The organism is Nocardia thailandica NBRC 100428 (genome assembly GCF_000308795.1).
In the GTDB taxonomy this organism is placed as follows: Bacteria; Actinomycetota; Actinomycetes; order Mycobacteriales; family Mycobacteriaceae; genus Nocardia; species Nocardia thailandica.
The window spans coordinates 17,427-40,126 of sequence record NZ_BAGK01000045.1 but is presented as its reverse complement, the minus strand read 5'-3'; the positions used below and the strand labels follow the sequence as shown (position 1 = coordinate 40,126).

35 protein-coding genes and 1 tRNA gene are annotated in these 22,700 nt (G+C 71.1%); 1 reads left to right on the top strand and 35 read right to left on the bottom strand.

Annotation, left to right across the window (positions count from 1 at the left end; all coding sequences use genetic code 11):
- Positions 1–35: 35 nt before the first annotated feature.
- From ON36_RS04915 to ON36_RS04855, 15 genes are all read right to left on the bottom strand, one after another.
- Positions 36–461, bottom strand: coding sequence for a hypothetical protein (locus tag ON36_RS04915; RefSeq protein ID WP_043648063.1), 426 nt, complete (start codon positions 459–461; stop codon positions 36–38).
- An 84-nt stretch (positions 462–545) separates the two neighbouring features.
- Positions 546–1,448: an Ig-like domain-containing protein gene (locus ON36_RS35710; RefSeq protein ID WP_052313664.1), complete on the bottom strand. Its 903-nt coding sequence runs from the start codon at positions 1,446–1,448 to the stop codon at positions 546–548.
- Between the two features lie 63 nt (positions 1,449–1,511).
- Positions 1,512–2,003 (bottom strand): phage tail termination protein, encoded by a 492-nt coding sequence (locus ON36_RS04905; RefSeq protein ID WP_043648060.1) that lies wholly within the window; start codon positions 2,001–2,003, stop codon positions 1,512–1,514.
- Entirely contained in the window at positions 2,000–2,332 is a 333-nt protein-coding gene (locus tag ON36_RS04900) for a hypothetical protein (RefSeq protein WP_052313663.1), read from the bottom strand. Before ON36_RS04900 ends, ON36_RS04905 begins: the two co-directional genes overlap by 4 nt.
- Entirely contained in the window at positions 2,332–2,670 is a 339-nt protein-coding gene (locus tag ON36_RS32560; RefSeq protein ID WP_157224786.1) for a hypothetical protein, read from the bottom strand. The genes ON36_RS04900 and ON36_RS32560 overlap by 1 nt, the downstream gene beginning before the upstream one ends.
- Positions 2,667–3,059, bottom strand: coding sequence for a Gp19/Gp15/Gp42 family protein (locus ON36_RS04895; RefSeq protein ID WP_052313661.1), 393 nt, complete (start codon positions 3,057–3,059; stop codon positions 2,667–2,669). The genes ON36_RS32560 and ON36_RS04895 overlap by 4 nt, the downstream gene beginning before the upstream one ends.
- Complete coding sequence (locus tag ON36_RS04890; protein WP_043648058.1) at positions 3,059–3,292, bottom strand: hypothetical protein; 234 nt, start codon at positions 3,290–3,292, stop codon at positions 3,059–3,061. Before ON36_RS04890 ends, ON36_RS04895 begins: the two co-directional genes overlap by 1 nt.
- A gap of 2 nt (positions 3,293–3,294) precedes the next feature.
- Positions 3,295–4,203 (bottom strand): major capsid protein, encoded by a 909-nt coding sequence (locus tag ON36_RS04885; protein WP_043648055.1) that lies wholly within the window; start codon positions 4,201–4,203, stop codon positions 3,295–3,297.
- 16 nt (positions 4,204–4,219) lie between these two features.
- The gene (locus ON36_RS04880) at positions 4,220–4,597 is read right to left on the bottom strand and encodes a capsid cement protein (RefSeq protein WP_043648052.1); all 378 of its coding nucleotides are present in this window, start codon (positions 4,595–4,597) and stop codon (positions 4,220–4,222) included.
- A 14-nt stretch (positions 4,598–4,611) separates the two neighbouring features.
- Entirely contained in the window at positions 4,612–5,211 is a 600-nt protein-coding gene (locus ON36_RS32555) for a hypothetical protein (RefSeq protein ID WP_052313660.1), read from the bottom strand.
- A gap of 99 nt (positions 5,212–5,310) precedes the next feature.
- On the bottom strand, positions 5,311–5,481 hold the full coding sequence (locus ON36_RS34525) for a hypothetical protein (RefSeq protein ID WP_157224785.1): 171 nt from the start codon (positions 5,479–5,481) through the stop codon (positions 5,311–5,313).
- Entirely contained in the window at positions 5,481–7,424 is a 1,944-nt protein-coding gene (locus tag ON36_RS32550; RefSeq protein ID WP_052313659.1) for a VG15 protein, read from the bottom strand. The genes ON36_RS34525 and ON36_RS32550 overlap by 1 nt, the downstream gene beginning before the upstream one ends.
- 3 nt (positions 7,425–7,427) lie before the next feature.
- Entirely contained in the window at positions 7,428–8,837 is a 1,410-nt protein-coding gene (locus ON36_RS04865) for a phage portal protein (protein ID WP_157224784.1), read from the bottom strand.
- 13 nt (positions 8,838–8,850) lie between these two features.
- Complete coding sequence (locus ON36_RS04860; protein ID WP_052313658.1) at positions 8,851–10,626, bottom strand: terminase; 1,776 nt, start codon at positions 10,624–10,626, stop codon at positions 8,851–8,853.
- On the bottom strand, positions 10,610–10,984 hold the full coding sequence (locus ON36_RS04855; RefSeq protein WP_043648046.1) for a hypothetical protein: 375 nt from the start codon (positions 10,982–10,984) through the stop codon (positions 10,610–10,612). The genes ON36_RS04860 and ON36_RS04855 overlap by 17 nt, the downstream gene beginning before the upstream one ends.
- Before the next feature lie 546 nt (positions 10,985–11,530).
- On the opposite strand from ON36_RS04855, the gene ON36_RS34520 reads away from it, so the two are divergent.
- The gene (locus ON36_RS34520; protein ID WP_157224783.1) at positions 11,531–11,785 is read left to right on the top strand and encodes a hypothetical protein; all 255 of its coding nucleotides are present in this window, start codon (positions 11,531–11,533) and stop codon (positions 11,783–11,785) included.
- On the opposite strand, the gene ON36_RS04845 is transcribed toward ON36_RS34520, so the two are convergent.
- The 20 genes from ON36_RS04845 to ON36_RS04770 all read right to left on the bottom strand — a co-directional run bounded on the left by ON36_RS04845 (position 11,782) and on the right by ON36_RS04770 (position 22,659).
- Complete coding sequence (locus tag ON36_RS04845; RefSeq protein ID WP_043648043.1) at positions 11,782–12,075, bottom strand: HNH endonuclease; 294 nt, start codon at positions 12,073–12,075, stop codon at positions 11,782–11,784. The two genes, ON36_RS34520 and ON36_RS04845, sit on opposite strands and share 4 nt — an antisense overlap.
- A 69-nt stretch (positions 12,076–12,144) precedes the next feature.
- On the bottom strand, positions 12,145–12,306 hold the full coding sequence (locus ON36_RS34515; protein WP_157224782.1) for a hypothetical protein: 162 nt from the start codon (positions 12,304–12,306) through the stop codon (positions 12,145–12,147).
- A gap of 97 nt (positions 12,307–12,403) precedes the next feature.
- Complete coding sequence (locus ON36_RS34510; RefSeq protein WP_157224781.1) at positions 12,404–12,553, bottom strand: hypothetical protein; 150 nt, start codon at positions 12,551–12,553, stop codon at positions 12,404–12,406.
- 275 nt (positions 12,554–12,828) lie between these two features.
- Positions 12,829–12,902 (bottom strand) — tRNA-Met (locus ON36_RS04840).
- A 160-nt stretch (positions 12,903–13,062) separates the two neighbouring features.
- Complete coding sequence (locus ON36_RS04835) at positions 13,063–13,581, bottom strand: GNAT family N-acetyltransferase (RefSeq protein WP_043648040.1); 519 nt, start codon at positions 13,579–13,581, stop codon at positions 13,063–13,065.
- Positions 13,581–13,739, bottom strand: a complete 159-nt coding sequence (locus ON36_RS34505; RefSeq protein WP_157224780.1) for a hypothetical protein — start codon at positions 13,737–13,739, stop codon at positions 13,581–13,583. The genes ON36_RS04835 and ON36_RS34505 overlap by 1 nt, the downstream gene beginning before the upstream one ends.
- Positions 13,740–13,859: 120 nt before the next feature.
- Positions 13,860–15,704, bottom strand: a complete 1,845-nt coding sequence (locus ON36_RS04830; RefSeq protein ID WP_052313657.1) for an FtsK/SpoIIIE domain-containing protein — start codon at positions 15,702–15,704, stop codon at positions 13,860–13,862.
- A gap of 188 nt (positions 15,705–15,892) precedes the next feature.
- The gene (locus ON36_RS04825; protein ID WP_043648037.1) at positions 15,893–16,549 is read right to left on the bottom strand and encodes a hypothetical protein; all 657 of its coding nucleotides are present in this window, start codon (positions 16,547–16,549) and stop codon (positions 15,893–15,895) included.
- Positions 16,546–16,725, bottom strand: coding sequence for a hypothetical protein (locus ON36_RS04820; RefSeq protein ID WP_043648034.1), 180 nt, complete (start codon positions 16,723–16,725; stop codon positions 16,546–16,548). The genes ON36_RS04825 and ON36_RS04820 overlap by 4 nt, the downstream gene beginning before the upstream one ends.
- 9 nt (positions 16,726–16,734) lie before the next feature.
- Positions 16,735–16,917 carry a hypothetical protein gene (locus tag ON36_RS04815; protein WP_043648031.1) on the bottom strand — a complete coding sequence of 61 codons (183 nt, stop codon included), beginning with the start codon at positions 16,915–16,917 and terminating at the stop codon, positions 16,735–16,737.
- Positions 16,914–17,402, bottom strand: coding sequence for a RusA family crossover junction endodeoxyribonuclease (locus ON36_RS04810; RefSeq protein WP_245557909.1), 489 nt, complete (start codon positions 17,400–17,402; stop codon positions 16,914–16,916). Before ON36_RS04810 ends, ON36_RS04815 begins: the two co-directional genes overlap by 4 nt.
- Positions 17,399–17,602 carry a hypothetical protein gene (locus ON36_RS04805; RefSeq protein WP_043648028.1) on the bottom strand — a complete coding sequence of 68 codons (204 nt, stop codon included), beginning with the start codon at positions 17,600–17,602 and terminating at the stop codon, positions 17,399–17,401. The genes ON36_RS04810 and ON36_RS04805 overlap by 4 nt, the downstream gene beginning before the upstream one ends.
- A complete protein-coding gene (locus ON36_RS04800; protein ID WP_157224779.1) occupies positions 17,599–17,946 on the bottom strand; it encodes a hypothetical protein in 348 nt (115 codons plus the stop codon). Before ON36_RS04800 ends, ON36_RS04805 begins: the two co-directional genes overlap by 4 nt.
- Entirely contained in the window at positions 17,946–18,242 is a 297-nt protein-coding gene (locus tag ON36_RS04795) for a glutaredoxin family protein (RefSeq protein WP_052313656.1), read from the bottom strand. Before ON36_RS04795 ends, ON36_RS04800 begins: the two co-directional genes overlap by 1 nt.
- Positions 18,235–18,387 carry a hypothetical protein gene (locus tag ON36_RS34500; protein WP_157224778.1) on the bottom strand — a complete coding sequence of 51 codons (153 nt, stop codon included), beginning with the start codon at positions 18,385–18,387 and terminating at the stop codon, positions 18,235–18,237. The genes ON36_RS04795 and ON36_RS34500 overlap by 8 nt, the downstream gene beginning before the upstream one ends.
- A complete protein-coding gene (locus ON36_RS04790; RefSeq protein ID WP_043648023.1) occupies positions 18,384–18,827 on the bottom strand; it encodes a hypothetical protein in 444 nt (147 codons plus the stop codon). Before ON36_RS04790 ends, ON36_RS34500 begins: the two co-directional genes overlap by 4 nt.
- On the bottom strand, positions 18,824–19,240 hold the full coding sequence (locus tag ON36_RS04785) for a hypothetical protein (protein ID WP_043648020.1): 417 nt from the start codon (positions 19,238–19,240) through the stop codon (positions 18,824–18,826). The genes ON36_RS04790 and ON36_RS04785 overlap by 4 nt, the downstream gene beginning before the upstream one ends.
- A gap of 496 nt (positions 19,241–19,736) precedes the next feature.
- Complete coding sequence (locus ON36_RS04780; RefSeq protein ID WP_245557907.1) at positions 19,737–21,512, bottom strand: DNA primase family protein; 1,776 nt, start codon at positions 21,510–21,512, stop codon at positions 19,737–19,739.
- Complete coding sequence (locus ON36_RS04775) at positions 21,509–22,198, bottom strand: bifunctional DNA primase/polymerase (RefSeq protein ID WP_245557905.1); 690 nt, start codon at positions 22,196–22,198, stop codon at positions 21,509–21,511. The genes ON36_RS04780 and ON36_RS04775 overlap by 4 nt, the downstream gene beginning before the upstream one ends.
- Before the next feature lie 77 nt (positions 22,199–22,275).
- Complete coding sequence (locus tag ON36_RS04770) at positions 22,276–22,659, bottom strand: hypothetical protein (RefSeq protein ID WP_052313654.1); 384 nt, start codon at positions 22,657–22,659, stop codon at positions 22,276–22,278.
- Positions 22,660–22,700 lie beyond the last annotated feature (41 nt).

The following is a 22,700-nucleotide window of genomic DNA, read 5'->3' as shown; positions in this document are numbered from 1 at the left end:
GTGCAGATCCCAGCGGAGCTCGGCCCCGTAGCCCCCTACGAGGTCGACGAGGCCGGAGTACCCCCCGGCACATCACCGGCGCCGCGGCCGAGGAAGTGGTCGCTGATGGCGAGCTGCAGGCCGACGAGCAGCTTCTTGCCGTCCGGCTCCTGCTCGAAGCGGGCGAGGACGCGCACGAAGTCGACGTCGCCGAGCAGCGTGTGCAGGTAGCCGATCACGTCACCGTTGCGGCTGGCGATCTCGAGGGCGACCTCCTCGCTCAGCAGAGTCGGCCAGGTCACGGTGATCGGGGGCTCGAAGCCGGGGATCTCGTACGGGGTGGTCGCGGCGCGCACTCCGAGCTCGCGGTCGCCGGCGCGGGCCCGCAGCGCGGCGAAGGCCGATACCTTCGCCTCGACGGTCTTCGGCTGGGCTGTGCGCGGGGAGGCCTTGCGGGCCGTGGTCTTTCGGGGGGTGGTCATGGTTCTCTCCTGGTCCCTGGTGGTCCTGGTGGGTGCCGCCCCGCGCCGCACCAGGAACGGCGCGGGGGGCGATCGGGGCCGCGGTCAGGCGACGGTGATGGCGGCGGTGTCGTTCAGCGCGCCGAGGGTGGCGGTGATCGTGGCCGCCGAGCCGACGGCCACCGCGGTGACGCGGCCGGTGGGTGAGACCGTGGCGCGGCCCGCGTTGGAGGTGCCGTAGGTGCACTCCGCGGTGCGGTCGAAGCCGTTGTTGTCGATCACCAGCAGCTGCGCCTGCTCGCCGACCGCCAGACTCGCCGCGGCCGGGGTGATGTTGATCGAGGTCGCGGCCGCGGCGAAGCCCGCGTCCTGGGCGATGGCGTCGAAGCCCGCGCCGGCGACACCGAAGTCGTACATGCCACCGAACTCCGGGTCGTCGAACACGGTCAGCGTCGCGGGCAGACCGAGCTCCTTGCCCTGCTCGCCAGCCATCGGCGACCGCTTGGACACCGACACCTTGGGGTAGAGGAAGAACGGGTACAGGGACCCGACGCCCTCGTCCTGGGCGATGAGGATCGCGCTGTAGTAGCGCACCTTCAAGCTGGAGGTCTTCGTCGCGCGGAAACCCTTGCCCGGGGCAGCGGCCACGGCCGACAGGTCGACGTTGTGCCACAGCTCCAAGTTCTTCTTGCGCCACTCCTGCGCGAAGTAGTCGATGGTGAACTTCTCCGCGGTGACCATCGTGCGGCGCGCCGACGAGGAGCCGTAGCCTTCGATGTCGGAGGTCTGGGTGTCGGGCGCCAGACTCACACCGGCGGCCTTCTGCAGCTCACCGGAGGTGAACCACCCGGCGGGCAGCGTCTGCAGCACGCCGCTGGAGTCGGTGAGGTCGGTCGGCATGTAGGGCGCGCCGGGTTCCCAGTCGTGCATCAGGACCAGCCAGTCCTGCGCCGACATCACCAGCGCGTCGTTCTTGTCCTTAAGGGTCCGGAAATCGGTGGCGGCCATGACCGCTCCTTTCGTGGGTACGCCGATGGCCCCGCGGTGCGCGCGGGGTGAGGCGAGGGGATGTCAGAGAGGCAGGGATTCGCGGATGGCCGCGTAATCCGGCAGGTGCCGGTCCCGCCGGCACTCGACGCGGAAGGTCGTCCAGACCATCCGGAAATCAGGGTTCAGCTCGGGGATCTGCTGCGGACCGACCATCTCGGTGATCGAGGTGACGGTGTTGATCTCGCCGTCGGCGCGACGCACCTTCCCGCCGCGGTCGAAGCTGAGCAGGATCTGGCGCAGATACTCCAGCACCGCCCAGCTGTCGGCGCGGGTGGAGGCGATGACCGCGACCTGCATCGCCGCCGCATCCCATTGACCGTCGGCGCCGAGGCCGCCGCGGTAGACGCGCACCACCGGGGTGCCGCCGTCGACCATGTCGCGGTAGCCGTCGGGCAGCCATGTGCACGCCAGTCCGGCCGGTGTGCAAAGGTCGAGGAAGGTCTGCAGCAGGTCGCACATCAGCAGCTCGCGGTCGGGGTAGCCGCCCTCGTACCAGTCCGGGAACGAGATCACAGGGACCCCAGCATGTTCAAGGTGGCGTTGAGATCGAAGAAGCCAGCCTCGACGTGGGCGTCGCCGTCGTCGTACCCGAACTCATGCGGCAGGCCGTAGTGGACGCTCTCGCCGATCGTGAGCTCGGCACACCAGCGGTCGTTTCTCTCGCCGCCGATAAAGGTGCTGACCCGGGCCGAGCGTGCCAGCCGCGCAGTTCGTTTCGACACGATCTCCCGATAGATCGCCTGCGCGATCTCTCCTCGCTCGAACATCACCGCGCGCATCTCACGGGACTTGAGCAGCCCGACGACAGCCGGGTTGTTCGGTGCCGGAATGTGATTCTTCATCAGCTCACCCCTTTCACGCGGGCGACCTTGTAGCCGGGGTTCCAGCCGGTAATCGGATGGACGTGGTCCCACTGGGGAGCGCCGACGAGCGCCCACACGGTGTTGTCGGCCAGGCGCACGCGGTCGTTGGGGAGCAGATCTCCACCACGGGGTACCGCGACGTAGCCGTACACCGTCGAGGTGTCACGGCGGTAGTCGTCATCGGAGATCGACTCCGGCCAGAAGACGGCGTCGTCGATCGTGTGGTGAACGGTCAGGTTCCGGTCGCCTACGCGGTCGCCGGGACCGCGCAGTACCGAGATTGTCTGGCCGTAGGCGATGCCGATGGACTCCATCACAGCCCCGGACACGTCATCGACACGGCGCCGGAGACGTTGCCGCCGAGCAGCGCCCAGATCGCATCCCGCTCGGAGCCGTACAGGTACAGCGAGCCGTCGGGGTTGCGGTAGGAGATCTGGGCCGTGAACGGGCCCATGACCTGCTGCGCCTGGCCCACGCCGTCACCGGCGGAGGTCATTGCCCGCTTGACCATCGCGCAGGACAGGATCTTCAGTCCGTCGGCGAGGGCGGGGTCGTCGGCCGCCAGGGCCGTCAGGTCGCCCGCCGCGACGAACCATGCCTGTAGCCACCATGCCGCGTCGTCGAGTAGCACCTCGGCGCGGTCCTGCTCCGCCGGGGAGAGGGGGCGCCATCGCGCTGCGAGATCCGGGGTGGTGGCGAAGGCCATCAGTCCTCCTTGCGCTGTGCCCTGGTGCGCTTCGGCGCCGGGGCGGCAGGCTCGGCCGCGGTGGACTCGGCCGGCGGTGTGTCGGCGGGCGTCTGGCCCGCGAGGACGTTGAGCCGGTCGAAGCGCGGCAGGTAGTCGGGGTGGACGTCGACGACCTGTCCGGTCTGTGCCAGCCGGTACCGGCCGTCGACGGCGCGGTAGGTGGTCAGGCCGACGCGGACTGTGCGCTCCATGGTCAGGCCGCCAGACCGGTGACCTTGAGCACCGCGTAGGGGTTGGTCACGGCGAAGACCGGCCGGATGCTGGTCTGCACCCACTCGGACTCGGTCGAGTCGTCGCGGTAGGTGACGGTCTTGAGCGCCTGCTCGAAACGCATCTCGCCGACCATGCGCTCCTGCACGACCCACGCCTCGCCGGCGGTGACGCGGTTGGAGGCGATCATGTCGACACCGTTGTTGGTGAGGACGTCGCGCCACCGGTCGCCGTAGGTGATCTGGAAGTTCGTCATCTCCTGCGGGTTGACGATCCAGAGGTTGAACTCGCCGCCGAGCTCGAAAGTCTCGGCCTTCAGCGAGGCCTTGGCGAAGTCGGCCGCGGGCTGGATGTTGTTGGCCGTGGTGGTCAGCGTCAGGCCGGCCGCGTCGGCCCACGAGACACCGGTGATCTGCACGTCCGAGCCGATCGCGGTGACGCTGTCGGACAGCGCCTGGATCGCCCGGGCGTGGATGGTGCGGGTGATGTTGTTGCCGACCTTGGTGCCCTCGTTCTGGATCACCGTGAGGTCGTTGCGATCCCGTGCCTCGTCGGTGACCCGGAAGCGACCACCGATCTTCTTCACGGTCGCGACCTTCGGCTCGGGCCGGTCGAAGGTCAGCTCCGGGAACTCCGCGCCCGGCGCGATCTCCTGCACGTCGCGGGTGGCGTACAGGTCGTTGGTGGTCAGCTGGGTGTACAGCAGCGCGCCGCCGCTGACGCCGCCGCCGGTCGCGAAGATCCGGTCGGCGAAGAACTTCTGCAGCGCGATGTCGGAGATGTACCGGTTGATCCTGGTCGGCTCCTTGAGCATCAGGTCGACCGTGATGCTGTTGCCCGAGACGGACGGGACGCCGAGCGGGAACTCCGGGGTGTACGGGGTGTTCGCCATGATGGGGTTCTCCTTCCTACTCGTAGACGGCGATCAGGACGTCGGCGCCGTTGGTCCCGGTCTCGACGGCCTTGCCCACGGCCTTGCCGGAGGCGAGGGTGATGACCCGGCCGGACGAGCCGACCTCGACCTCGGCGCCCGCGGTGATCGCGCCGCCTGCGGTGACGGGGACGATGCCGCCGCGCAGGATCGCGACCGTCGCGCCGGAGGCCGCGTCACGCACGGCGACGCCGAGCGCCTTCACGCCGGCGGCGGCGGTGGCGACCTTGATGAGGCCGGTGGTCGCGTCCCGCGTTGCGGAGACGTCGACGAAGGTCTTGCCGGTAACACCTGCCGTGGTGAGCACGGTGATGTCGCGGCCCGGCCGGAGCAGTGGAGTGCATTCGTTGGCCACTGATCTCTCCTTTCCTAGCTCTGCTTGCCTCGCGGCGCCCACGCCGCGGGGTATGAGGTGTCCGCCGGTGCGGGCGGAGTGGGTGAGGCGCCGGGCCTCAGACCCTCGACCGGCCGATCACTCGGCGGCGGGGGTGTCGGGGCGCTGGTCTGCCGCATGGCCGCGATGCGCGCGGCGCGGGCGTCCAGCTCTTCCGGGGTGCCTGACCCCAGCAAGTCGTGGTCCTCTTCGGGGATGCCGTACTTGGCGGCCACCCGCAGGACGTTCAGTTCGCGCTCGCGCTCGGCGAGGGCCTGTTCGGCGGCGGCGGCGCGGTCGGTAGCGCGCTCGACCTCGGTCTTCTGCGCCTCGATGGCCTCGTCGTGCGCCTTCGCCCTCGGCTCGAGGTCGCGCACCTTGGTGCGCCAGCCCGCGTTCTCCTTGCGGAGCCGCTCGATGACGCTCTGCATGTCCTCGGGCGTCATCGAGGCGGCGTCCTCGGGAGCGGCCGGTGCGCCGGGCGCCGGGGTCGCCAGCGCGGCCGGGGTCGGCACGGCGGGCGGATCCTGCGGTGCAGGGGCGGCGGGCGCGGCGTCGGCGGCGAGCGGGTTCGGTGCGGCGGGAGCGTCGGTCATGTGCCCTCCTGGGGCTGTCGGGGTCCGTCTCCTGGGCGGATCTGGGCATGACAAAGCCCCGGGTGCAGATGCACTCCGGGGCTCGTTTGGGGGTCGGGCTTATTCGGTTGGCGGTTCGAGGCCGGCCGCCTGGTAGGCGGCGATCTCGGCGGGGCCGGGTGGCAGCTTCTTGCCGATCAGCTGCTCGGTTTCCCGCCGGACGCGGGTGGTCTCCTGGGGCGGCACGTCGATGGGGTGCAGGGCGAGCCGATCGTCACGCAGCGCGGTCATCAGCTATCCCTCCTGCTCTCGTGCACCACGCGGCCCTGTAGCCGCGGCGCCTGGCGCTCATCATCGTACCGAACTCCGATGATCAGGATCCGGACACCGTCGGTGAGCAGCAGCTCGCGTTCCTTCTCGACCATCTCCTGTGTCGTCAGCGAATCGTCGATGGCGACACCGGGGGTGCCCTCGGGCACGATCAGGTCGAGGATGACCGGGTTCGCCCGGTTCATCAGGTACGGCGGGTTGCGGTGGCCGCTGGTCGACATGAACGCCGGTTCTCGGAGCCATTCGCCGATGAGCGACTCGTCGATCGTCCGGCCGTCCAGGCCGAGGTCCGCGGTCTCGGCTGTGCGGGTGACTCGGTAGGTGCGGGTGAGCGGTCGCGCGTCGATCGCCGAGCGCAGCAGGTCGATGCGCCGCTCGAGGTCCGGTGTCATCTCCCGACGGCCGCGCATCGCGTCGTTGACGTCGCGGTAGCCGCCGACGGCGTAGTGCCGCAGCTCGTTCCGCTCCTCGGCGCTCAGGCTGCCGAGGTCCTGGCTGACGGTCCACGGGTGCGGGAACGGCAGCCCGTCGAACGGGTCCTGGTCTCCTGCGGCGGGTCCTGCGTCGCCGGATCCCGGCGGGCCCGGCGGGGGGTTGTCGTCGGGGCCGGGATCCGGGGTGGTCGGCTCGGGGTCGGCCGGCGGGTCGTCGCCGCGGCGAGACGGGCTGCGGCGGCTGGCATCGAGAGCCTCGGGCGGGTTCTCCGCTGCGGCTTGCCCGAACGCGCGCAGTGCTGCGCTGCCCTCCAGGCCCTGGGTCGACTCCTCCCACAGGCGGGTGTAGTCGTCTTCCAGCGCGGGCTCCCGTTGGATCCGACGCCAGGCCCGGTTGAAGGCGCGGGTGGTGTCGCGCGGGTGGGCTGCGCTGGCAGCCACCCACATCCGCTCGAGTCGCTCGAACTCCTCGCGGCCATCCCAGTCCTGGCCCTCGCGGACGAGGACGGCGGAGCAGTCGCAGTGGTCGTGGTAGGACTCGCCGACGGCGCGGGATCCGCGGGCGCGGCCGCGTCGGTCTCCGACGACGGTGAGCGCGCTCTTGTCCGAGCGGTACACCGGGCCGCGGCTGGCGAGCATCGCGCAGAACGGGCAGTTCTCGCCGCCGGACAGTACGCGCGCCCAGCCGATCTCGTCACCGGCGGCGTTGGCGGTCGCGACGACGGTGTCGCGGTCGACGTTGCGCACGTGCCGCTCGACAGTGGCGGCTACGCGGTCGGTGACGGCGCGCACCACTGTCGGCTCGCTGCGGTTCTCGCCGGTGACCTCGACGCGGCTACGCGCCTGGCGGCGGGACTCGGGGTCGAGATCGTTGACCCTGACCCGGGGGCCGGCCTGCTGCTCGGGCGCGGTGACGCTGACACGTGAGCGCGGCCGCTGCGGCTCGGCCGGTGTCGGGGTGACGCTCACGCGGGCGCGGGAGCTGGTCTGGCGCGGGGCTTCCGGCGCGGGCTCGGCGCGGTCCTCGCGGCGGGACTCCTCGGCCGGTGCGGGTCGCTGGACCGGTGCGGGTCGCTCGGCCGTCGGCGCGGCGGGCTGCTCGGCGGGCGCGGGCGGCGTCTGGCGGGCGGGCGCGCTGCGGCGGTCCTCGGCCGGTTGGACTCCGCGGTCCTCAGGGCGCGCGCGGCGTGCCTGGGCGGGAGGCTCGGCACCGGTCGCGCGCTCGATGGCCGATACCAGCGCCGAGGGCCGGTACTGGCGCATCGGCGCGGGCCGGAGCCCCTGCTCGCGTAGCTGCGCGGAGGTCTGCTCGTAGGCCTGGCGGCGGATCCGCTCGACGTGCGGGTGCAGGTTTCGAGCCATCTGCCAGCGCTCGTCCCGGGTGACCGGGACGCCGTAGGTGGACATCCACCGCAGGATCAGGCGGGACAGCTGCGCGGTCCACGCAGCGAGCTGCGTGGGGTCGAGCATGGGCTACTCGCCGTCGTCGGGCAGCGGCACGTCCTGGACGTCGCCGGCGGCGAGGCGCGCCGAGATGGCGCGTTTGACCTTGCTCGCGGTCCAGTCCGGGATGTCTTCCCAGAGCACCTCATCCGGGACGCCGAGCATCGTGGCCAGTTTGCCGAGTCCGTCGATCGTCTGGGCGAAGGTTCTCGCCGAGGCCGCGGCCCACTTCACCTCGGACCCGAAGTCGGCGGCCGAATCGGTGTCGCCGGTGATGTGCGCGCAGGTGCGCAGCATCTGCTCGTGGGACTCGCCGAGGCTGGTCTCCATCTCGCTCGCCTTGCGCTCGCGGCCGGCCTCCAGCCCGGCCAGAGCGGCCTCGGACAGGTTGCTGATCCCGGCGACGCCCATCGACTGCGGCGGAGTCTGCGCGATGGCGGACAGGTCACGGATCGCGCCGGCCTGCGCCTCCTGGTAGGCCTTGCCATCGCTCGGCTCGAACTGCCCGACCTTGACGGTGGAGTCCTTGAACGTCCACGTGTCGGTCACCGCCTGGCGCAGCGCCTGCTCCTCGCTCTGCGGCACCCAGCCGGTGATCCACCGCTGTCGGAACGCCGCATAGTACTGGTTGACCAGCCCGGCGAAGATCGTCTCGTCGATGCGCTCCTGGATCGACAGCAGCGGCTCGATGATGCCGAAGTACTCCTCGCCGTCGAGCAGCATCCGGTCCTGGTAGCGCACGACCGGGCAGACGCCGACGCCGTGGTTGCGGCCCTCGATGTACTCGAAGTTGCCGGTGTTGGCGTAGGTGTACTGCGTCCAGCCGAGCGCGGACTCCGGCAAGTGCTTCACGCCGATGAAGTGCACCGCGGTCTCGTCGTAGAGCCGGATCATCGGGCCCTTCATTTCCAGCGCCATGATCGGCCAGTCGTCGTCAACCGGGCCGCCCCTGCGCGGATCCCACTCCAGCCGTTCGCCGTAGAGCGCGGTCATCTGCCGCGGCGACACCCCGCGCACATACGCGGCAGGGCTCACGTCGTCGCCGGAGGTCAGCGACGGCAGCACCGTCGCGTAGCTGACGCCGTACTGCAGCGCGGTGCGGTGGATGCCGGTCTGCCTGGCGTCCAGCTTGTTCCGCTGCCACCACTGCCACGGCGCCGCGGTCCGTGGTTCGTCGCCGCCGGTCATGTAGTTCGTGACCTTCAGCGCCTGGCCGAAGATGTCGAGGATCAGCGGCAGGAAGTTCGTCTGTGACTTGCGCGCCAGACGAGTGATGGCCGGCTTCACAGCCTGGTTCACACCGGACAGACCGAGCGTCGCCAGGGCGCGGTCCTCGCCCCACGGCTTCATCGCGGCATCGATCCCGTCGAGCCGCGGCGCCTCGAAGGCGCGGGCTTGCAGCATCTCTCGGGCGGCGTCTACAGCCTGCTGGCGGTTCACTTCACCTCGCTCATCAGTAGAAGACGGCTTCGCCGGTCTGTTCGACGCGATCGACGGACAGCCACATCCAGCGCATGAGGCGCGCGCCGACAGAGCCGACAGCCGCGTCCACCTTCTTCGCGCTCTCGCGGTGTTCCTTGCCGAGCGAGACGCCGTACTTGTTCGGCCGGCGCCGCGCGTTGTAGACCTGCTGGGCATGGCGCTTGTCGCCGGAGTGCCGGAATGCTTTGGCCAGCACGTCGGAGACGAACCGTTCCGCGGCCTCGACGAACAGCTTCTGGTGGCGGATCCAGCGCATGTCCCAGATGACCGGGTGGCGGAAGTCGCCGGTGGACACCGCGGGGAGCTCCCAGTCCTTGAGCTTGGCCCAGGCGTCGCAGTAGGACTCCCAGAACCGTTCGCCCGATTCGTCGTCGCGGGCGTCGGAGGGGTCCCACCACAGGCCGAGGACGTTCCAGTGCTCGACGGCGTCCCGGACAGCGTGGTCGACGGCGTCCCGGTCGATGATCCAGCGGTCCTTGGCGTCCAGGCCGACGGGCCGCTGCCAGATGCCGACCGGCCAGACGTTGCCCGTGTCGAGGTCGCAGCCGATCAGCACGGTGGCGTCGTCGCTCTTGGACCCGTCGCCGAATAGAAACACGCGCGCGCCTGCGGCCGGCCGGTAGCCGGTCTCCTCGAGGGCATCCCACTGCTGGCGGGTCATCCAGGCGTCGGCCGTGGCGACGATCTGGTTGTACCACTTGCGGCGGGACTCGCTCGGCGAGTTGGCCGGGTTGAGGATCGACTTCACGATGCGGCCGCCGGGGCGGGTGTCGAGCCAGTACGAGTCCCCCGCGATCGACCTGACCACGGCCGGTGCGGCCTCGGCGGTGAGCGGGGCGTCGGGTGGGGCCTCCAGGCTGTCGTAGAGGAGGCCGAACTCCATGGCGCGGGGGTTGTCGCCCAGGGTGGACTCGTAGCCGTCGCGCACTCGCTCGCCGACGGAGTCCTCGCCGGGCCGGTAGGCGTTGCAGATGTCGAGGATCCGCGCGGCGCCGCCCTCGGACTTGGCCGCGTTGCCCTCGAGCGCACCGGCCATCTCGTGGCCGCCGTTGCTGGAGACCCAGTTCTGGGTCTCGCCGCGGATTACCAGGGTCGGCCGGCCACCCTCGATCGCCAGCGGCGAGCTGGTCACGGCTTCGATCTGCCGAGTGTCGCCGAGCCCGTACACATTCAGCTTGCCGATCTGGATGCCGTAGTGGCGCCGGGTCGCTGCCGGGATGAGCGACGGGAACAGCCGCATGGTGTTCTTCGTCTGCTCCTGGCTGACGGCCACGGCCTGGACCCAGGCGGCCGGCTCTTCCCGGCCGACGGGCCGGTCACCGTCCCAGTGGTCGAAGGTCACCGGGGCGAAGCAAGCGGCCGCGGCCAGGCACGCCGCGACCGGGTCCTTGCCGTGTCCCTTGCAGCGCTGCAGGACGGCCGAGTGGTAGGTGAAGTCGCCAGTCTCGTCCAGCGCGAAGTACCACAGCAGGAACCGCGCCTGCTCGGGCGTGAACTGCCACTGGCGCCCGTGCTTGTCGGTCAGCCACTTCCCGCACCAGGCCAGGACAGTCCAGCCCAACGAGATCCGTGGCAGGTGCCACCCGTTGTCCCACTGCCAGGTCGGACCGATTCGGACCGGCTCCCATTCGAGGTCGACCGGCGGCGGAGTCGAGGCCAGCATGTCCTCGTACCAGCGGATGATCTGCCGGTACTCGTCCTCGTGGGTGTGGATCAGCGCCGGGCCGGCGTTACGCGGTACGGCCACGGTTGCCCCAGCGGGCGTTCGCGGCGTCGCGAGCGGCGTTGGAGCGCTGCTCGGCCGAGGCGCCCTCGTCGGGCAGCTTCAGCTGGCGCAGCAGCTGCGCCATGGTGGCGCGGTGCTGCCGCAGCTCGGGGATCATCGGGTTGATCACCGGCTGCCCCTGCGACCCGGTGACGATCAGCTTCGCGGCCGGCATCTCCGTCTCCAGCCGGTCGATGAGGTCGGCCTCGCGGCAGGCCGCCTCGAGGACGCGCATCTCATCGGCGCGCAGCTGGTACTTCGCGGTGACGTCACGCCACAGCGCCCGGCCGGGAGCGCCGAGCCCCTTCGGTGCGGTCTGTCGAGGTGTCCTGGGTGCCATGTGACCTCCTGGGTCGTGGCCGCCTCCTGGGCGGCTGGCTGATCGGTCGTGCTGGGCAAATCCCCCAGACGGCGCACGCATGGTCGGAGGTGCTATGCGCTCCGCCCGAGCTGGGCGAGGGCGGGGGGTGCACCCCCTCCCCTGCTGCGGGGGGCTGGCTGGCTCGTGGGCTGGCCTGGTGGCTGCGAGGGGGTCGCGGCGACCCTGGCCGGCTGCTCGTGCCTGTCCCTGGCAGCCTGGCGTTACTCGGGACAAACCGCAGGTCAGCCGGGTAGAATCGAGGGCATGATCGAGTGCTCGTGCCAGGTGTGCGGCCGACCCTTCGCGTGGTCGGGCCGTGGTCCTCGGCCGGCCGTGTGCGGTCAGCGGTGCCGCAAGCGCAAGCAGCGCCTGCCTGTCGAGGTGCCCGGGGCCCTGACGGCCCTGCCTCGGTGGACCAGGCGCCAGGGCAAGCGGCCGGTCCAGCTGTCGGGTCGTCCCGCCTCGACCACGGACCCGTCGACCTGGACCGAGCATCGGCACGTGGCCGGCCGTGAGTGTGGCGTGATGCTGGGTGCTGGGCTGGCGTGCTGGGACCTGGACGGCGTGCTGGACGAGGACGGCCGGCTGCATCCTGACGCGGCCGCGGTGCTGTGCCGCGTGGGGCCGCGAGCGCTGTGGGTGGAGAGGTCGATGTCGGGCCGCGGACTGCACGTGTTCGTGCGGGGCGAGGAGGGGCCGGCGGTTGTGGGGCAGCGGGTCTCGTACTACTCGCGGGCCCGGTTCATCGCGGTGACCGGCGAGCGGTTCGCCTCGGTCTAACGAATGAGCCCGGGGTGCTGCTCGACGGGCAGTCGGCCGGCGGCCTGGCGTGCGGCGCGCGCAGCGGCGGCCTCGGCCTGGGTCTTGGCGCGGTGGTGCTCGGCGCACAGGGTGCGCAGGTTGCCGGGGTCGTCGGTGCCGCCGGCCGAGACCGGGGTGATGTGGTCGACCTCGTGGCCGAAGGCACCGCAGTCCGCGGCCTGGCAGGTGTGCTGGTCGCGGGCGCGGATGTCGTCGGCTAGGGCGCGAGGGACGCCGCGGTATCGGCCGGGTTCGGTCGACCAACTCACGGCCAGCGGCTCCAGCCGGCCACAGCGATCAGCCAGGCGACGAGCCTTACGACGGCTCGGTCGAGCCAGTCAGGCATCGTCGGCCTCGTCCTGCAGCAACGCCAGCGCCATGTCCTCGGCGAGTTCCAGCGCTGCGTCGGTCTGTTCCTCGCTGGCGCCGATGGCCATGCTCGCCAAGGAGATGTCCAGCACAGCCTCGGCCGTGGCCAGTGCCATCTCCTCGGCGGTCACAGCTACCAGCTCCACACGCCGAGCGGCGTGGTGTAGACCAGCGGCTGTTCCAGCGTGCGGACCGGCTGGTGCAGCAGGCAAGCGAGCAGGGTAGCGATCACGAGAACGCCACCCAGTGCGTGTATGCCAGCTGAATATCCTCAGCGACAGGGCTAAGGATCTCGTCGATGGCGGACCGGTCGAGGCCGATGCCGAGCATCAGGCACAGCCTCTCGGCCGCAGTGCCGATCGCATCGACGATGGTCACAGCAGCGCGCCGATGATGGCGCCGGCCACGTCCACGAGGGCCTGGCCGAGGAGCTTCCAGTCGATGTCACCGGCGATGGCCGAGAGGGTGCTGAGCATGGCGAATCTCCTTCAGGAGGGCGAGGGATGGGCAGCGCGCAGCGAGGCCCCCGCGCGTGCAGCACGGGTTGGATTGGGCGCGGCCGTCGTAGAGAGCCGGGCCCGCATTGGGCTGCTTGCCGAGCTGTGCCGGTGCGCCAATGGTCGCGCCGGTGGATTCGGGTTGACGCGCTGTCGTAGCAGAGGCGGGATTCGGACCCGCGACCTCCTGGGTATGAGCCAGGCGAGCTACCGAGCTGCTCCACTCTGCTGAGAGCCGCGCGCCGGCCGGGCGAGGTCGGGTCGATGGGACGAGCGCGCGGCAGAAACGCGAACGAGGAGTGAGCCTGTGGCCCACTCCTCGCGCACTCTAGACACTACAGCAGACGTAGCGTGTCAAGCACCGGACACGCCGATCTTGATCCGGCCGGGTCAGAACGGCGTGCCCTGCATGAAGTCCTTGACCTCCATGTACATGCGGTTGGTCCCATCGAGGGTCCTGAAGCCGAACTTCTCGTACATTGCACGGAGCTTGGGCCGGCCGTCCATGGGCTCGATCACCAGGAACACTCCGCCGATGATCTGCATCGCGTCGATGGCCAGAACGAACGCCTCGGCAAACAGCCATTCGCCGAGCCCCTGGCCGCGCAGTTGCTGGTCGAGGGCGATCTTGCCGATGAGTACGCCGGGCGCCTGCTGCCTGGGGAACGACCGGGGCTTGAGCTTCTTCCAGAACGGGCCGTCTTCCTCGCCCACGATGGTCGGCACGAGGGTGAAGTACCCGAAGACCATGCCACCCTCCTGCTCCCAGACGTGGGTAGCGGAGATACCGGCCTCCTGATCGGCAAAGGCATGCTTGACCAGCCAGTCGTCCATTGATGGCTCGCCGCAGTCGAACATGTTGATGTAGTGGTCCTCCCGAAGACGGGCCACCTTGTACTGCTCAATCATCAGCGATGGCGGTTCGCAGCCACCTTCTGAATGGTCGCCTTGAATTGCGCACTCGGACCGGGTCGTTCTGCCCGCATCTGCTCGATCTGGCCACGACGTACCCTCGTGACGTCGACCGTTGCCCGTCGCTGCGCCCCCGCTGCCTTCTCGCTGCCCATTCGGCCACCATAGCGCGCCTTTGCATGATCCAGCATGAGGATGTGACCACAATCTGATCGCGACCAGCCGGGATGGTGCTGAATACCAACCGGTACTTCAGCACCTGCCCCGCTAGGTGGTCAGCTCGCCGCATGGGCGGTGCGGACCGTGTCCAACCGGTCCGGTGGGTCCATCTCAATGGCCACGATCCCCGTCCCACTGCGCACCAGATCACCCGCCCCGACCAGGCGCTTGATCTGCGCGGACACTGTGCCCTTGTTTAGCCCGGTCGCGGCAGCCACCGCGGCCACCGTGGTGTGTCCCTCGCGCACGGCATCGAGCACGCGATCCTGGTTCGAGGCCGGCCTGTCCACCTGCGCCGCTTCGACAGTGGGCACCGCGAACAGGGGCGCGCGGCCCTGCCAGATCGGCCGGGCGGGCAGGGCGATCACCTCGCGCGGAGAGATCGCCCGCACGCGCACCGGGTGTGGCTGCGACTCCGGCCCCGACCGGATCAGCGCATGCCCCGGCCTCGGCAGCTGGTGGGCGTGCCAGCCGAGCTCTGTGGCGTCCTCCCCCATCACCACCCGGCACTCCCCGGCCGTGGACAATGCGAGGGCGACGCGGGTGGTGATCTGGCCGCTGATCTGCGGATCCAGACCGGGCGTCGGGCCGGACATGGTCGGCTTCTGGGTGGTCCACACGACGATGACTTCGACGGCGCGGCCGATGCGGGAGATGGAGCGAAGGCCGTCCATGATCCGCGCGTACTCGCCGCGGGCGACCGCGAGCAGCTCGGAGCCCTCGTCTACCACCACGGTGATGCGCGGCCGGTCAGTGTTGATCTCGATCACGTCCTCGCCGGCCGGGATCACGGCCAGACGGTCGTCCATCTCAACGACCAACTCGTCCACAACGGCGGCGATCTCGTCCACTGTGACGGCCGTGCGGGCGCGGTGCTGCCAGCAGCGGGCTTCGACGCGCTTGAGGTCGATGAGCACGAGCCGGTGGTCAGGGCGCTCGGACGCCTCGGCCATGAGCGGCCGCAGCGACCAGGACTTCCCTGCGCCGCTCACCCCGGCGACCAGGAGGCGCACGCCGAGCAGGAGGTGCACCGGCGAGCCGGTGACCGTGTCGACGCCCCACGGTGCGCCGGGCTCCCAGCCGGTGAGGTCGATGCCGTCGGCGGCCGAGCGGGTGCGCAGCGTGATCGTGGCGCGGTCGCCGTGGCTGCCGTCGGAGACCTCGATGCGCAGATCCGTGCGGGCGCCGAGCAGCGCCCGAATCTCGGCTGTGCGAGCACGCAGCGCGGCGGGGGTCCATCGGCCGTCCAGGCGCACGTGCGAGACCAGCCCGGCCGCCGTGAGCTCGGCCGGTACGGGCAGGGTGCCCGCCAGCCCGCGCTCCTCGGCCGCGGCCGTCCACCAGCGGGGGTCGAGTCGGCCAGCGAGGCGGCGCTCCTCGGCGGTGAGGCCGTCGGGCAGGTCGAGGGGGCCGGGGCTGCGGTGGCCGAGCCACAGCACGGCGAGGTGGCCGGCCAGGACGACCGCCGAGATGGCGAGCGGCCACCATGCCCACCACCACGCGGCCAGCGCGGTGGCGCCGGTGTGCACGGCGTGCACGCGGCCGGTGACCGCCCACAGCGTCGGCGGGTAGTGGCGGTGGGCGGTGCGCAGCGCGGCGCGGGTGACGCGGAGGTGCCGGCGGGCGGCGCGGTGCGAGGTGCGGGCGGCGCGGCGCGAGGACGCCAGCGGCCACCGCGTCGACGCCTTGGCCAACTTGCGTTCGCGGCGCGCGCGGGTCGCTGTCGCCCGCGCGGCGCGGTGAGCGCCCTGTGCCGCGATCAGCGCGGCGAGGTGCTCGGGGGAGCGCAGGTCGCGGCGGCGCTGGGACTCGGCGTCCCACAGCGCGGCGATGGGTGCGCAGCGGGGTGTGAGCGCGTCGGCGACACGGCGGGGTGCGCTGGATATGCTCTTGCGGTCCACGGGTCTCTCCTGAAGGTCGTGGATAGGCCCTGTCACCCCCTGGCCGGGGTGGCGGGGCCGCCTTGTTTCGGGGGCGGAGCCGGGGTTGACCCGGCGGTTGTGAGGTTGAGCCCCTCAACCCGGTTGACCTGCGGAGTTGAGGGGTTGACGGTACTGGGAAGAGGGGGCCTACGCGCGCGAGGAGGGGGTCAGGCCACGGTGCCTCGCCGCCGCGGGTGCATCGCATGCGCCTTGAGGATCGCGCCGAGCCGGAAGAACCGCGTGCCGGTGTCCCGGTCCACCGAGGCCGGCCGCAGCACCCCCGCCTTGCTCAGCAGCTCGACCCGCCGGCGGTTGAGCCCCTCGCCGAGCGGGCCGAGCAGCGGCACCACCTTGTCGATCTGGTACGAGGTCAGGATCTGCCGGTCGGCCGCAGCGATGTCGGCCTCGGTCAGCCCGCCGTCGTCGCGCCGCAGCCGCTGCTGCAGCCGCCGCACGACCGCGCAGATCGTCCGGTGCGCCTCCGGGGCGGCCTCCGACATCGCCAGCGCGGTGGCGTTGAGGTCGAGCCAGCGCGCGGCCTCGATGATCGAGTACAGCGGCGGGGTGCGCAGCGCGCGCTCTTCGCACACCACCCGCACCCAGCCGGTGAGCTCGTTGTGGACCTCCTCGGCCAGCGCCTGGGCGGCGTAGTCGATCGGCGGGGTGGACTGGGGTGCGCGGCGGGTGGTGGCGTCGGTGAGCCCGTGGCGGTCGCCGCGCACGATCGCCAGCGCCAGCCGCTCGATGAGGTCGGGAATCTCGCGCAGGGCGTCGATGATCTCGAGGCGCTCGTCATCGGTGATGAACAGGTGGTGGTCGGTCACGCGGTCACCACCAGGATCAGGCCGACGACCGCGAAGATCGTCACAGCCGCCCACGCCTGCGCACCGATGATCGCCAAGGCGATCTCCCGCGCTGGTGCAGGCATCCAGCGGGTTCCGAGCAGACCAGCCAGCGTGACGGCGGCCCAGATGCCGATCGGCCAGACGTTCGAGTTCATCGCTCCTCCTCAGCGTGCGGTGATCAGGGAGACGATCCAGCCGAGCAGGCTCGGCATGGCGGGGACGAGCTGGTCGGCGTCGTCGGGGTCGTCGGGGTCGTCGATGAGGGTCATGCCACCCTGGCCGACGTGGGTGCCGGTGGGGCGGCCGGGCGCGGCCTCGTAGCTGGCGAACCAGGGCTGGCGGGTCATCGCCGCTCCTCCGTGGAGACAGTGACATATAGGCCCGGCTGCTCGCCGATCTCGGCCAGCCGCTTCCCTGCTCGCAGCTCGATCACCTGCGAGTCGTCGACCCACGCGATGCCGGTCAGCGCGTCGAGCACCGCGCGCGCCAACTTGTCGACGTCGGGCTTCTTCGTCGCGGGCGGCGTGCGCGACTTCGGCGTCGAGACCGGCCGAGGCCGGACGAATACGAGGTCGACGGCCACGGGCACGCCCGCCGGCGCGAGGGTCCAGCCGTGCTGGTGCGCGGCCAGGGCGACGCGCTCGCGCCACGGCCCGACGGCCTTCGACGACTCGACCATGCGACCGCGGCCGACGTGCCGCTTGCTGCCCTGCGGGGCGGCGTCGCCGGGCACGAACAGGACCCCGGGGTACGGCGGCAACTCGACGGTGCGCAGAGTCGGCCGGTGATGGCCGGCGACGGCCAGCTGGTTCGCGATGTCGGTGTCGCTCACTCGGTCACCCCATCGGTCGCCTCAGCCGCCAGATTCGCCGGCCCGTAGATGTGGAGCACCCAGCCGGTATCCACCGAGTGGCCCACCACGTAGCGCCGCTTCCCCGCCGGGGTGTCGAAGACAGCGCAGACCACGCCGGACCAGTGGTAGTCCCCGGTCACCTTCCGGACCTTGTCGCCGACAGCGAACTCCGCGCTCACTCGCCCACCCCCCGCTCCCGCAGCTCGGCGATGACGTACTCGACGTCGCCGAACCGCTCCGGATCGGCCTCCGCGGAGTCTGCGCACCAGCCCTGGTGGTTCTCGACGGGATCGAGGTCGGGCCAGACCGATCCGGCCGGGGCGTACTCGAATCCGCCGGGCCGAGATCGGCTCGGCCGCTTGGCGAGCACCACGTAGCCGAGCGGCGCCTGCTGCGCGGCCTCCAGCTCGGCGACGCGGGCACGCAGGGCGAGCAGCTCGGCGGCCATCGGTTGCAGCCACGTATGGGACAAGACACCCTGACCGACAGAGCGGACCTGCTCGTCTGTCAGCTGGCTGGTCATCACTCCTCCTCGGTCAGGTAGGTCACGGCCGCCGCGTCCAGCCCCACGAGGTCCGGTGCGCTGGCGTGGATCTCGGCCAGCCAGTCCAGCTTGTTCAGCCGGAACCCGGACCAGTGGACGTCGCCCACGGTGACCACGGGCAGGCTCATGTAGCCGAGCGCGGCCACCTCGCGGGCGGCGTCAGCGTCTTCGGTGACGTCGACGTAGCGGTGGGGCAGGCCGTGGTGGGCGAGGCGGCGGGTGGTGAGGCGGCAGCCCTGGCAGCCAGGCTTGCCGTAGACGGTGATCTCAGGCATCGGAGCCCTCCTCCTCGGCGTCGGCCTCCACCGCGGCGGCCAGGCCGGCCAGACCCGCGCCGAGGACGGCGCCGAAGGTGGCGCCGGTGTCGTCGGCCGCGGCTGCGGCGTCGAGGGATTCGGCGAAGGTGCGGGGGTCGGTCATCGGGACTCCTCGGTGGGGACGTACAGGGCGGCGACGGGGCCGTGAGCGAGCAGGTCCGCGCTGCTTGCTCCAGATGCGCCCGCCTCCCAGATGGCGCTGTCGTCGTAGTCGCGGTCGGTCATCTGCCAGCCGATCTGGTTGGCGGTGAGCACGATCGACAACTCCGGCAGCGCGTCCAGTTCGGCCGGGTCGGTGATCACTCGCGGCGCGGCCGCGGCGATCCGCCGGGACCTCGAGCGCCACACCGCCCGCAGCGCCGCCAGCGCGTGGGCGTAGCGCAGCACCAGCGCGGCGTGGCCGAGGGACTCCGCCTCGGCGACATCGGCGCACCACCGGCGGGCGGCGCGGGTCGGGTCGGCAGGCAGGGGTGCGGTGGTCGGGAGGTAGACGGCGGCGGTGATCGGCGGGGGCGGCGGCGTTGGGCGCGGGGTCTGGGTCATCGCGCACCGCCTTCGGGCAGCAGATACATGGTGGCGACGCGCAGGCCGTCGGCGATCAGGTGCGCCGGGATCTCCTCGCCGGGGTGGAGGTAGGTGCAGATTCGCCACGTCTCGTCGTCGGGGCCCTGGCGGACGAGCGCGAGCTTGATCACCTCGCCGCGGTCGGGGTCGGGGTCGGCGGTGATGCGCAGGCCGTGACGAGCGGCCCGTTCGATCAGCTCGCACGCCATCTCGGCTGCCGTGTCGGGCAGCTCCTCGCCGAGCCAGACGCGCAGCTCGGCCGCGAATCGATGCATCGGCCTGTTGGCGCGCGCGATCACGCCGAGGCTGTCGATGTCTCGCACCCCCGGCACTCGGCGCAGGGTGGCGAGGGCTTCGTCGATCTCGGCGGGGGTGGGCGGGTTGTCGGTCATCAGGACTCCTTGAGTGAGTGGATCGGACAGGGACGCATGCGTCCCTGCGATGCGTCCCTGTCGGGACGGACGAATGTGCAGGTCAGAGCGGTGCGAGGTGGGCGCGGAAATCGTTGCGTCCCTGTCGGGCTCGATGCGTCCCTGTCGAAAACCGGTATTGACCTGCGGATATCGGAAAACAGGGACGCAAGGGACGCATAGAAAGGTGGAAAAATCTCTCTATACGTGAGGGAGGGGGTGCCCTCGCGTGGGAACTTTTTTGTGTGCGTTATCCGTCCCTTGCGTCCCTGTAACAGATAAAAGAACTCATCTACCAGGGGAAACAGGTCAGAAAACACAGGGACGCAAGGGGATACGATGCGTCCCTGCAGGGACGCAAATGCGTCCCTGTCGGACAACCGGAGAGCGGAACGGGCTGCGGGCGCGGCGATGTGGAGCGCTTGCCCGCGACCCCATGCGTCCCTGTGCGCCCCTCTGCGTCCCTGCGCCGCGGCCCTCACAGCAGCCCGTCCTCGGCAAGCAGACCGATGCCGCGGAAGATGCGCCGGCCGTTGGACTTGGCGGTGTTGTAGCCGCGGTCGGCCAGGGCGGCCGAGAGCCCTTTCAGCGACAGAGGGCGGGCGTCACCGTCGACGCGGACCCAGTCCAGGAACCTGGTGTGCAGCTCGCTCGGGCCGACGGTGGCCTTGAGGTCGAGGAAGCAGCACTCGTCGAGGAAGCGGCTCAGGTCATCGCTGTTGGATCGGTAGCTGTCGGTGGCCGCCAGCACGCCCTGTGGCTCGCCGAGGCCGCCGTGGGCGATCCACGCGGCGTAACCCTGCACCGCCCAGGCGAAGATGCCGTCGGCCTCCAGCTGCAGCTTCTCCGACAGGTGTGGGTCGCGCTCGCCCTTGGGGATCACGACATCGAACGGGACCACTCGCAGGCGCCGCCACACGGCCTCGTCGTCGCCGGAGACCTCGGGCAGGTGGTTGGTCACCAGCACCGCGGTGTGGCTCGGTGAGAACTCGACGAAGTCGCGGTGCATGCGGCGCGCACGGATGGTGTCGCCGCCGGTCAGCCGCTTCATCGTGGCCTCGGCCAGACGGCGACCCTTGTCGGACTCGCTGACGCTCACCCACCGGCGGCCCATCAGGTCCATCTCGCCGGTGGGGTGAGCGCCTTGGCGTGCCATGAACAGGTCTGGCTCGGCGGTGAACGCGTAGTCGCCGAGGGCGTAGGCCAGCGCGGCGATGAACACGCTCTTGCCGTTCGCGCCGGTGCCGGTGAAGATCGGCAGGATCTGCTCGACCACGCGGCCCAGCAGCGCGACACCGGCCAGCCGCTGGACGAACGCGCGCACATCGGGGTCGGGCAGCACGCGCTCGAGGAACGCCGTCCACAGCGGCGCCTGCGCGTCCGGGCGGTAGGCCGCGCGGCAGACCCGCGTCAGCCGATCCTGCGGGTCGTGACCGCGCAGCGCGGTCGTGCGCAGGTCGAGGATGCCGTTGGCGACGTTGATCAGGTAGGGGTCGGCGTCGAGGTCGGTCACCGTGGCCGTCAGCGGATCCAGCGCCGCGGCGATCGTCAGCGTGCCGTTGATGCCCGCGCTGGATTCGCACTTGCGGACGTCCTTGAGCAGCTCGGTGTCGCCTTCGGTCATCGCGCGGCGCAGGATGTCGAGCACTGCGCGGGTAGACGCGCCGGATCCGTCGCTGGCCCAGCGCTGGCCGTCCCAGGCGTGCCAGCCGATGCCCGAGACGTGCAGCAGGCGCCCGCCGTAGCTGTTGGCGAGGCGGTAGGCGAAGCGGGCCTGGCCGCGGTGCACCTCATCCAGGCGCGCGGCCGGGACCTCGTGGTCGAGTTCCTCGGGGGTGAGGGTGAACGCGGCCGGTGCGTCCTCGCCGACGGCGCGCAGGTGCACGGTGCGCGGGTGCTGGCCACCGGCGCGCATGCCGGAGGTGGTGGTCTTGATGGTCTCGCCCTCCTCCAGCCCGGCGGTGCGGGCCGCGGCGACGAGCGCGTCGAATGCCTCGGCCTCGGGCAGGTAGCCGCCGGTGACCAGCTGGCCGATGTTGTAGGCCGCGGCGTTGAGGGTGTGGTTACGGCCGCCCTCGGTCGCGGTGGCGACCTTCTCGCACTCCTTCACCAGCGCCGCGCGGGCGTAGGTGGTGGCGCGGTCGCTGCCGGGCGGGGCCCACGGCAGGTCCATCGTCGGCCGCGGCGCTGCGGGCTCGACCTGCAGCACCCCGCGGTCGGCGAGGCGCTGCACGAACGGGTGGACGTCGGTCACGCGACGGCCGCCCGAGTCGCGGCGGTCAGCACCGGCGAGGGCTTCGATCGCCAGAACCAGGTGCCGACCCCCGGGCGGACCGACGGCGGCGCGACGACGTAGCCGCCGCGGCCGCGGTAGTCGATGCCCAGGCGGACCCCGGCGAGGTTGCCGCCGCCGGTTGGCTCGACGTAGGCGTGCAGCCCGGCGCGGGAGGTGCAGACGAGCCCGTGCACCGGCGGCAGCGCGTCGGCGGCCACCATCTCCCGCCAGGCGGGCCACCCCGCGGGGTCGACGTCGATCACGTCGAAGGCGTGCCCGGTCGGCAAGCCGATGTTGGCGCCGGGCGCGGCGGACCACCAGCGGCGGATCACGGCGGGGTCGGTGGTGGCGTCCTTGAAGCCGTGCCGTGTCATCGGCGCCTTGTCCCCCGGCTTGAGCGGGAACACCGGCCAGCCCCAGGAGGCGTACACCAGCGCGGCCTCGCCGAGGCGCGGCGGCGCGGTGTGGATGGCCATCGCCTGGGCTTCCAGGCGGTCGGCGTCGTCGGTGTGGCCGGCCTCGACGGCGGCCACGAAGTCGGCGATCAGCTGCTCCAGCATCGTCGGCTGGTAGCGGTCGGCGCACAGGCCGTGCACCGCGGGAGCGAACTCGTCGGTGACGGTGAGGATTTCCCGGCACGCCAGGCAGGTGGTGAACAGGTCCACGGCGGTCTCCTTCATCGAGCGGTCTGGCGGTCGGGCCCCGCCCACCGGCGCGGCGGCCGATGGGCGAGGCTCGACGGTCAGAACGGGGGCTGGGTGCTCTTGGCCAGGTGGGCGCGCGCGGCATCCTTGTCGGCGTCGGTGGGGTCGCCGAGCTTCCACGGCGCCTGCTGGCCGGGCTTGGCCGTGCCCTTGCCGAGGCGGCCGAGGTTCATCCGGCCGGTGCCGATGTTCGCCTTCACCTGGCCCTGCAGGACCTTCGGGAAGATGAGGATGTCGCGGTGCTCCTCCGGCGAGTCCGGGCCGTCGAGCACGGTGATGTCGGCGCGGACGGCGTCCTTCTCGCCGAGGCTGGTGTTGATGCCGGTCTCCAGCGCCAGCGGCTTGATCAGCAGCAGCCGACCCTCGATGGACGAGAAGTCCAGGCCGGTGGCCGATCCGGGGTTGTCGAACATGTCGCTCATGTGCTTTCGCTTCCTCTCGTGCGGTTCCGGGCAGAGGTCTA

What these genes read in the sequence shown, in the direction of transcription:
- ON36_RS04915 (WP_043648063.1), bottom strand. Translation starts at nt 461, where the DNA reads ATGACCACCCCCCGAAAGACCACGGCCCGCAAGGCCTCCCCGCGCACA.
- ON36_RS35710 (WP_052313664.1), bottom strand. Translation starts at nt 1,448, where the DNA reads ATGGCCGCCACCGATTTCCGGACCCTTAAGGACAAGAACGACGCGCTG.
- ON36_RS04900 (WP_052313663.1), bottom strand. Translation starts at nt 2,332, where the DNA reads ATGAAGAATCACATTCCGGCACCGAACAACCCGGCTGTCGTCGGGCTG.
- ON36_RS04895 (WP_052313661.1), bottom strand. Translation starts at nt 3,059, where the DNA reads ATGGCCTTCGCCACCACCCCGGATCTCGCAGCGCGATGGCGCCCCCTC.
- ON36_RS04890 (WP_043648058.1), bottom strand. Translation starts at nt 3,292, where the DNA reads ATGGAGCGCACAGTCCGCGTCGGCCTGACCACCTACCGCGCCGTCGAC.
- ON36_RS04885 (WP_043648055.1), bottom strand. Translation starts at nt 4,203, where the DNA reads ATGGCGAACACCCCGTACACCCCGGAGTTCCCGCTCGGCGTCCCGTCC.
- ON36_RS32555 (WP_052313660.1), bottom strand. Translation starts at nt 5,211, where the DNA reads ATGACCGACGCTCCCGCCGCACCGAACCCGCTCGCCGCCGACGCCGCG.
- ON36_RS34525 (WP_157224785.1), bottom strand. Translation starts at nt 5,481, where the DNA reads ATGACCGCGCTGCGTGACGATCGGCTCGCCCTGCACCCCATCGACGTG.
- ON36_RS32550 (WP_052313659.1), bottom strand. Translation starts at nt 7,424, where the DNA reads ATGCTCGACCCCACGCAGCTCGCTGCGTGGACCGCGCAGCTGTCCCGC.
- ON36_RS04855 (WP_043648046.1), bottom strand. Translation starts at nt 10,984, where the DNA reads ATGGCACCCAGGACACCTCGACAGACCGCACCGAAGGGGCTCGGCGCT.
- ON36_RS34520 (WP_157224783.1), top strand. Translation starts at nt 11,531, where the DNA reads ATGCTGGGTGCTGGGCTGGCGTGCTGGGACCTGGACGGCGTGCTGGAC.
- ON36_RS04835 (WP_043648040.1), bottom strand. Translation starts at nt 13,581, where the DNA reads ATGATTGAGCAGTACAAGGTGGCCCGTCTTCGGGAGGACCACTACATC.
- ON36_RS34505 (WP_157224780.1), bottom strand. Translation starts at nt 13,739, where the DNA reads ATGGGCAGCGAGAAGGCAGCGGGGGCGCAGCGACGGGCAACGGTCGAC.
- ON36_RS04820 (WP_043648034.1), bottom strand. Translation starts at nt 16,725, where the DNA reads ATGAACTCGAACGTCTGGCCGATCGGCATCTGGGCCGCCGTCACGCTG.
- ON36_RS04815 (WP_043648031.1), bottom strand. Translation starts at nt 16,917, where the DNA reads ATGACCCGCCAGCCCTGGTTCGCCAGCTACGAGGCCGCGCCCGGCCGC.
- ON36_RS04800 (WP_157224779.1), bottom strand. Translation starts at nt 17,946, where the DNA reads ATGACCAGCCAGCTGACAGACGAGCAGGTCCGCTCTGTCGGTCAGGGT.
- ON36_RS04795 (WP_052313656.1), bottom strand. Translation starts at nt 18,242, where the DNA reads ATGCCTGAGATCACCGTCTACGGCAAGCCTGGCTGCCAGGGCTGCCGC.
- ON36_RS34500 (WP_157224778.1), bottom strand. Translation starts at nt 18,387, where the DNA reads ATGACCGACCCCCGCACCTTCGCCGAATCCCTCGACGCCGCAGCCGCG.
- ON36_RS04790 (WP_043648023.1), bottom strand. Translation starts at nt 18,827, where the DNA reads ATGACCCAGACCCCGCGCCCAACGCCGCCGCCCCCGCCGATCACCGCC.
- ON36_RS04785 (WP_043648020.1), bottom strand. Translation starts at nt 19,240, where the DNA reads ATGACCGACAACCCGCCCACCCCCGCCGAGATCGACGAAGCCCTCGCC.
- ON36_RS04770 (WP_052313654.1), bottom strand. Translation starts at nt 22,659, where the DNA reads ATGAGCGACATGTTCGACAACCCCGGATCGGCCACCGGCCTGGACTTC.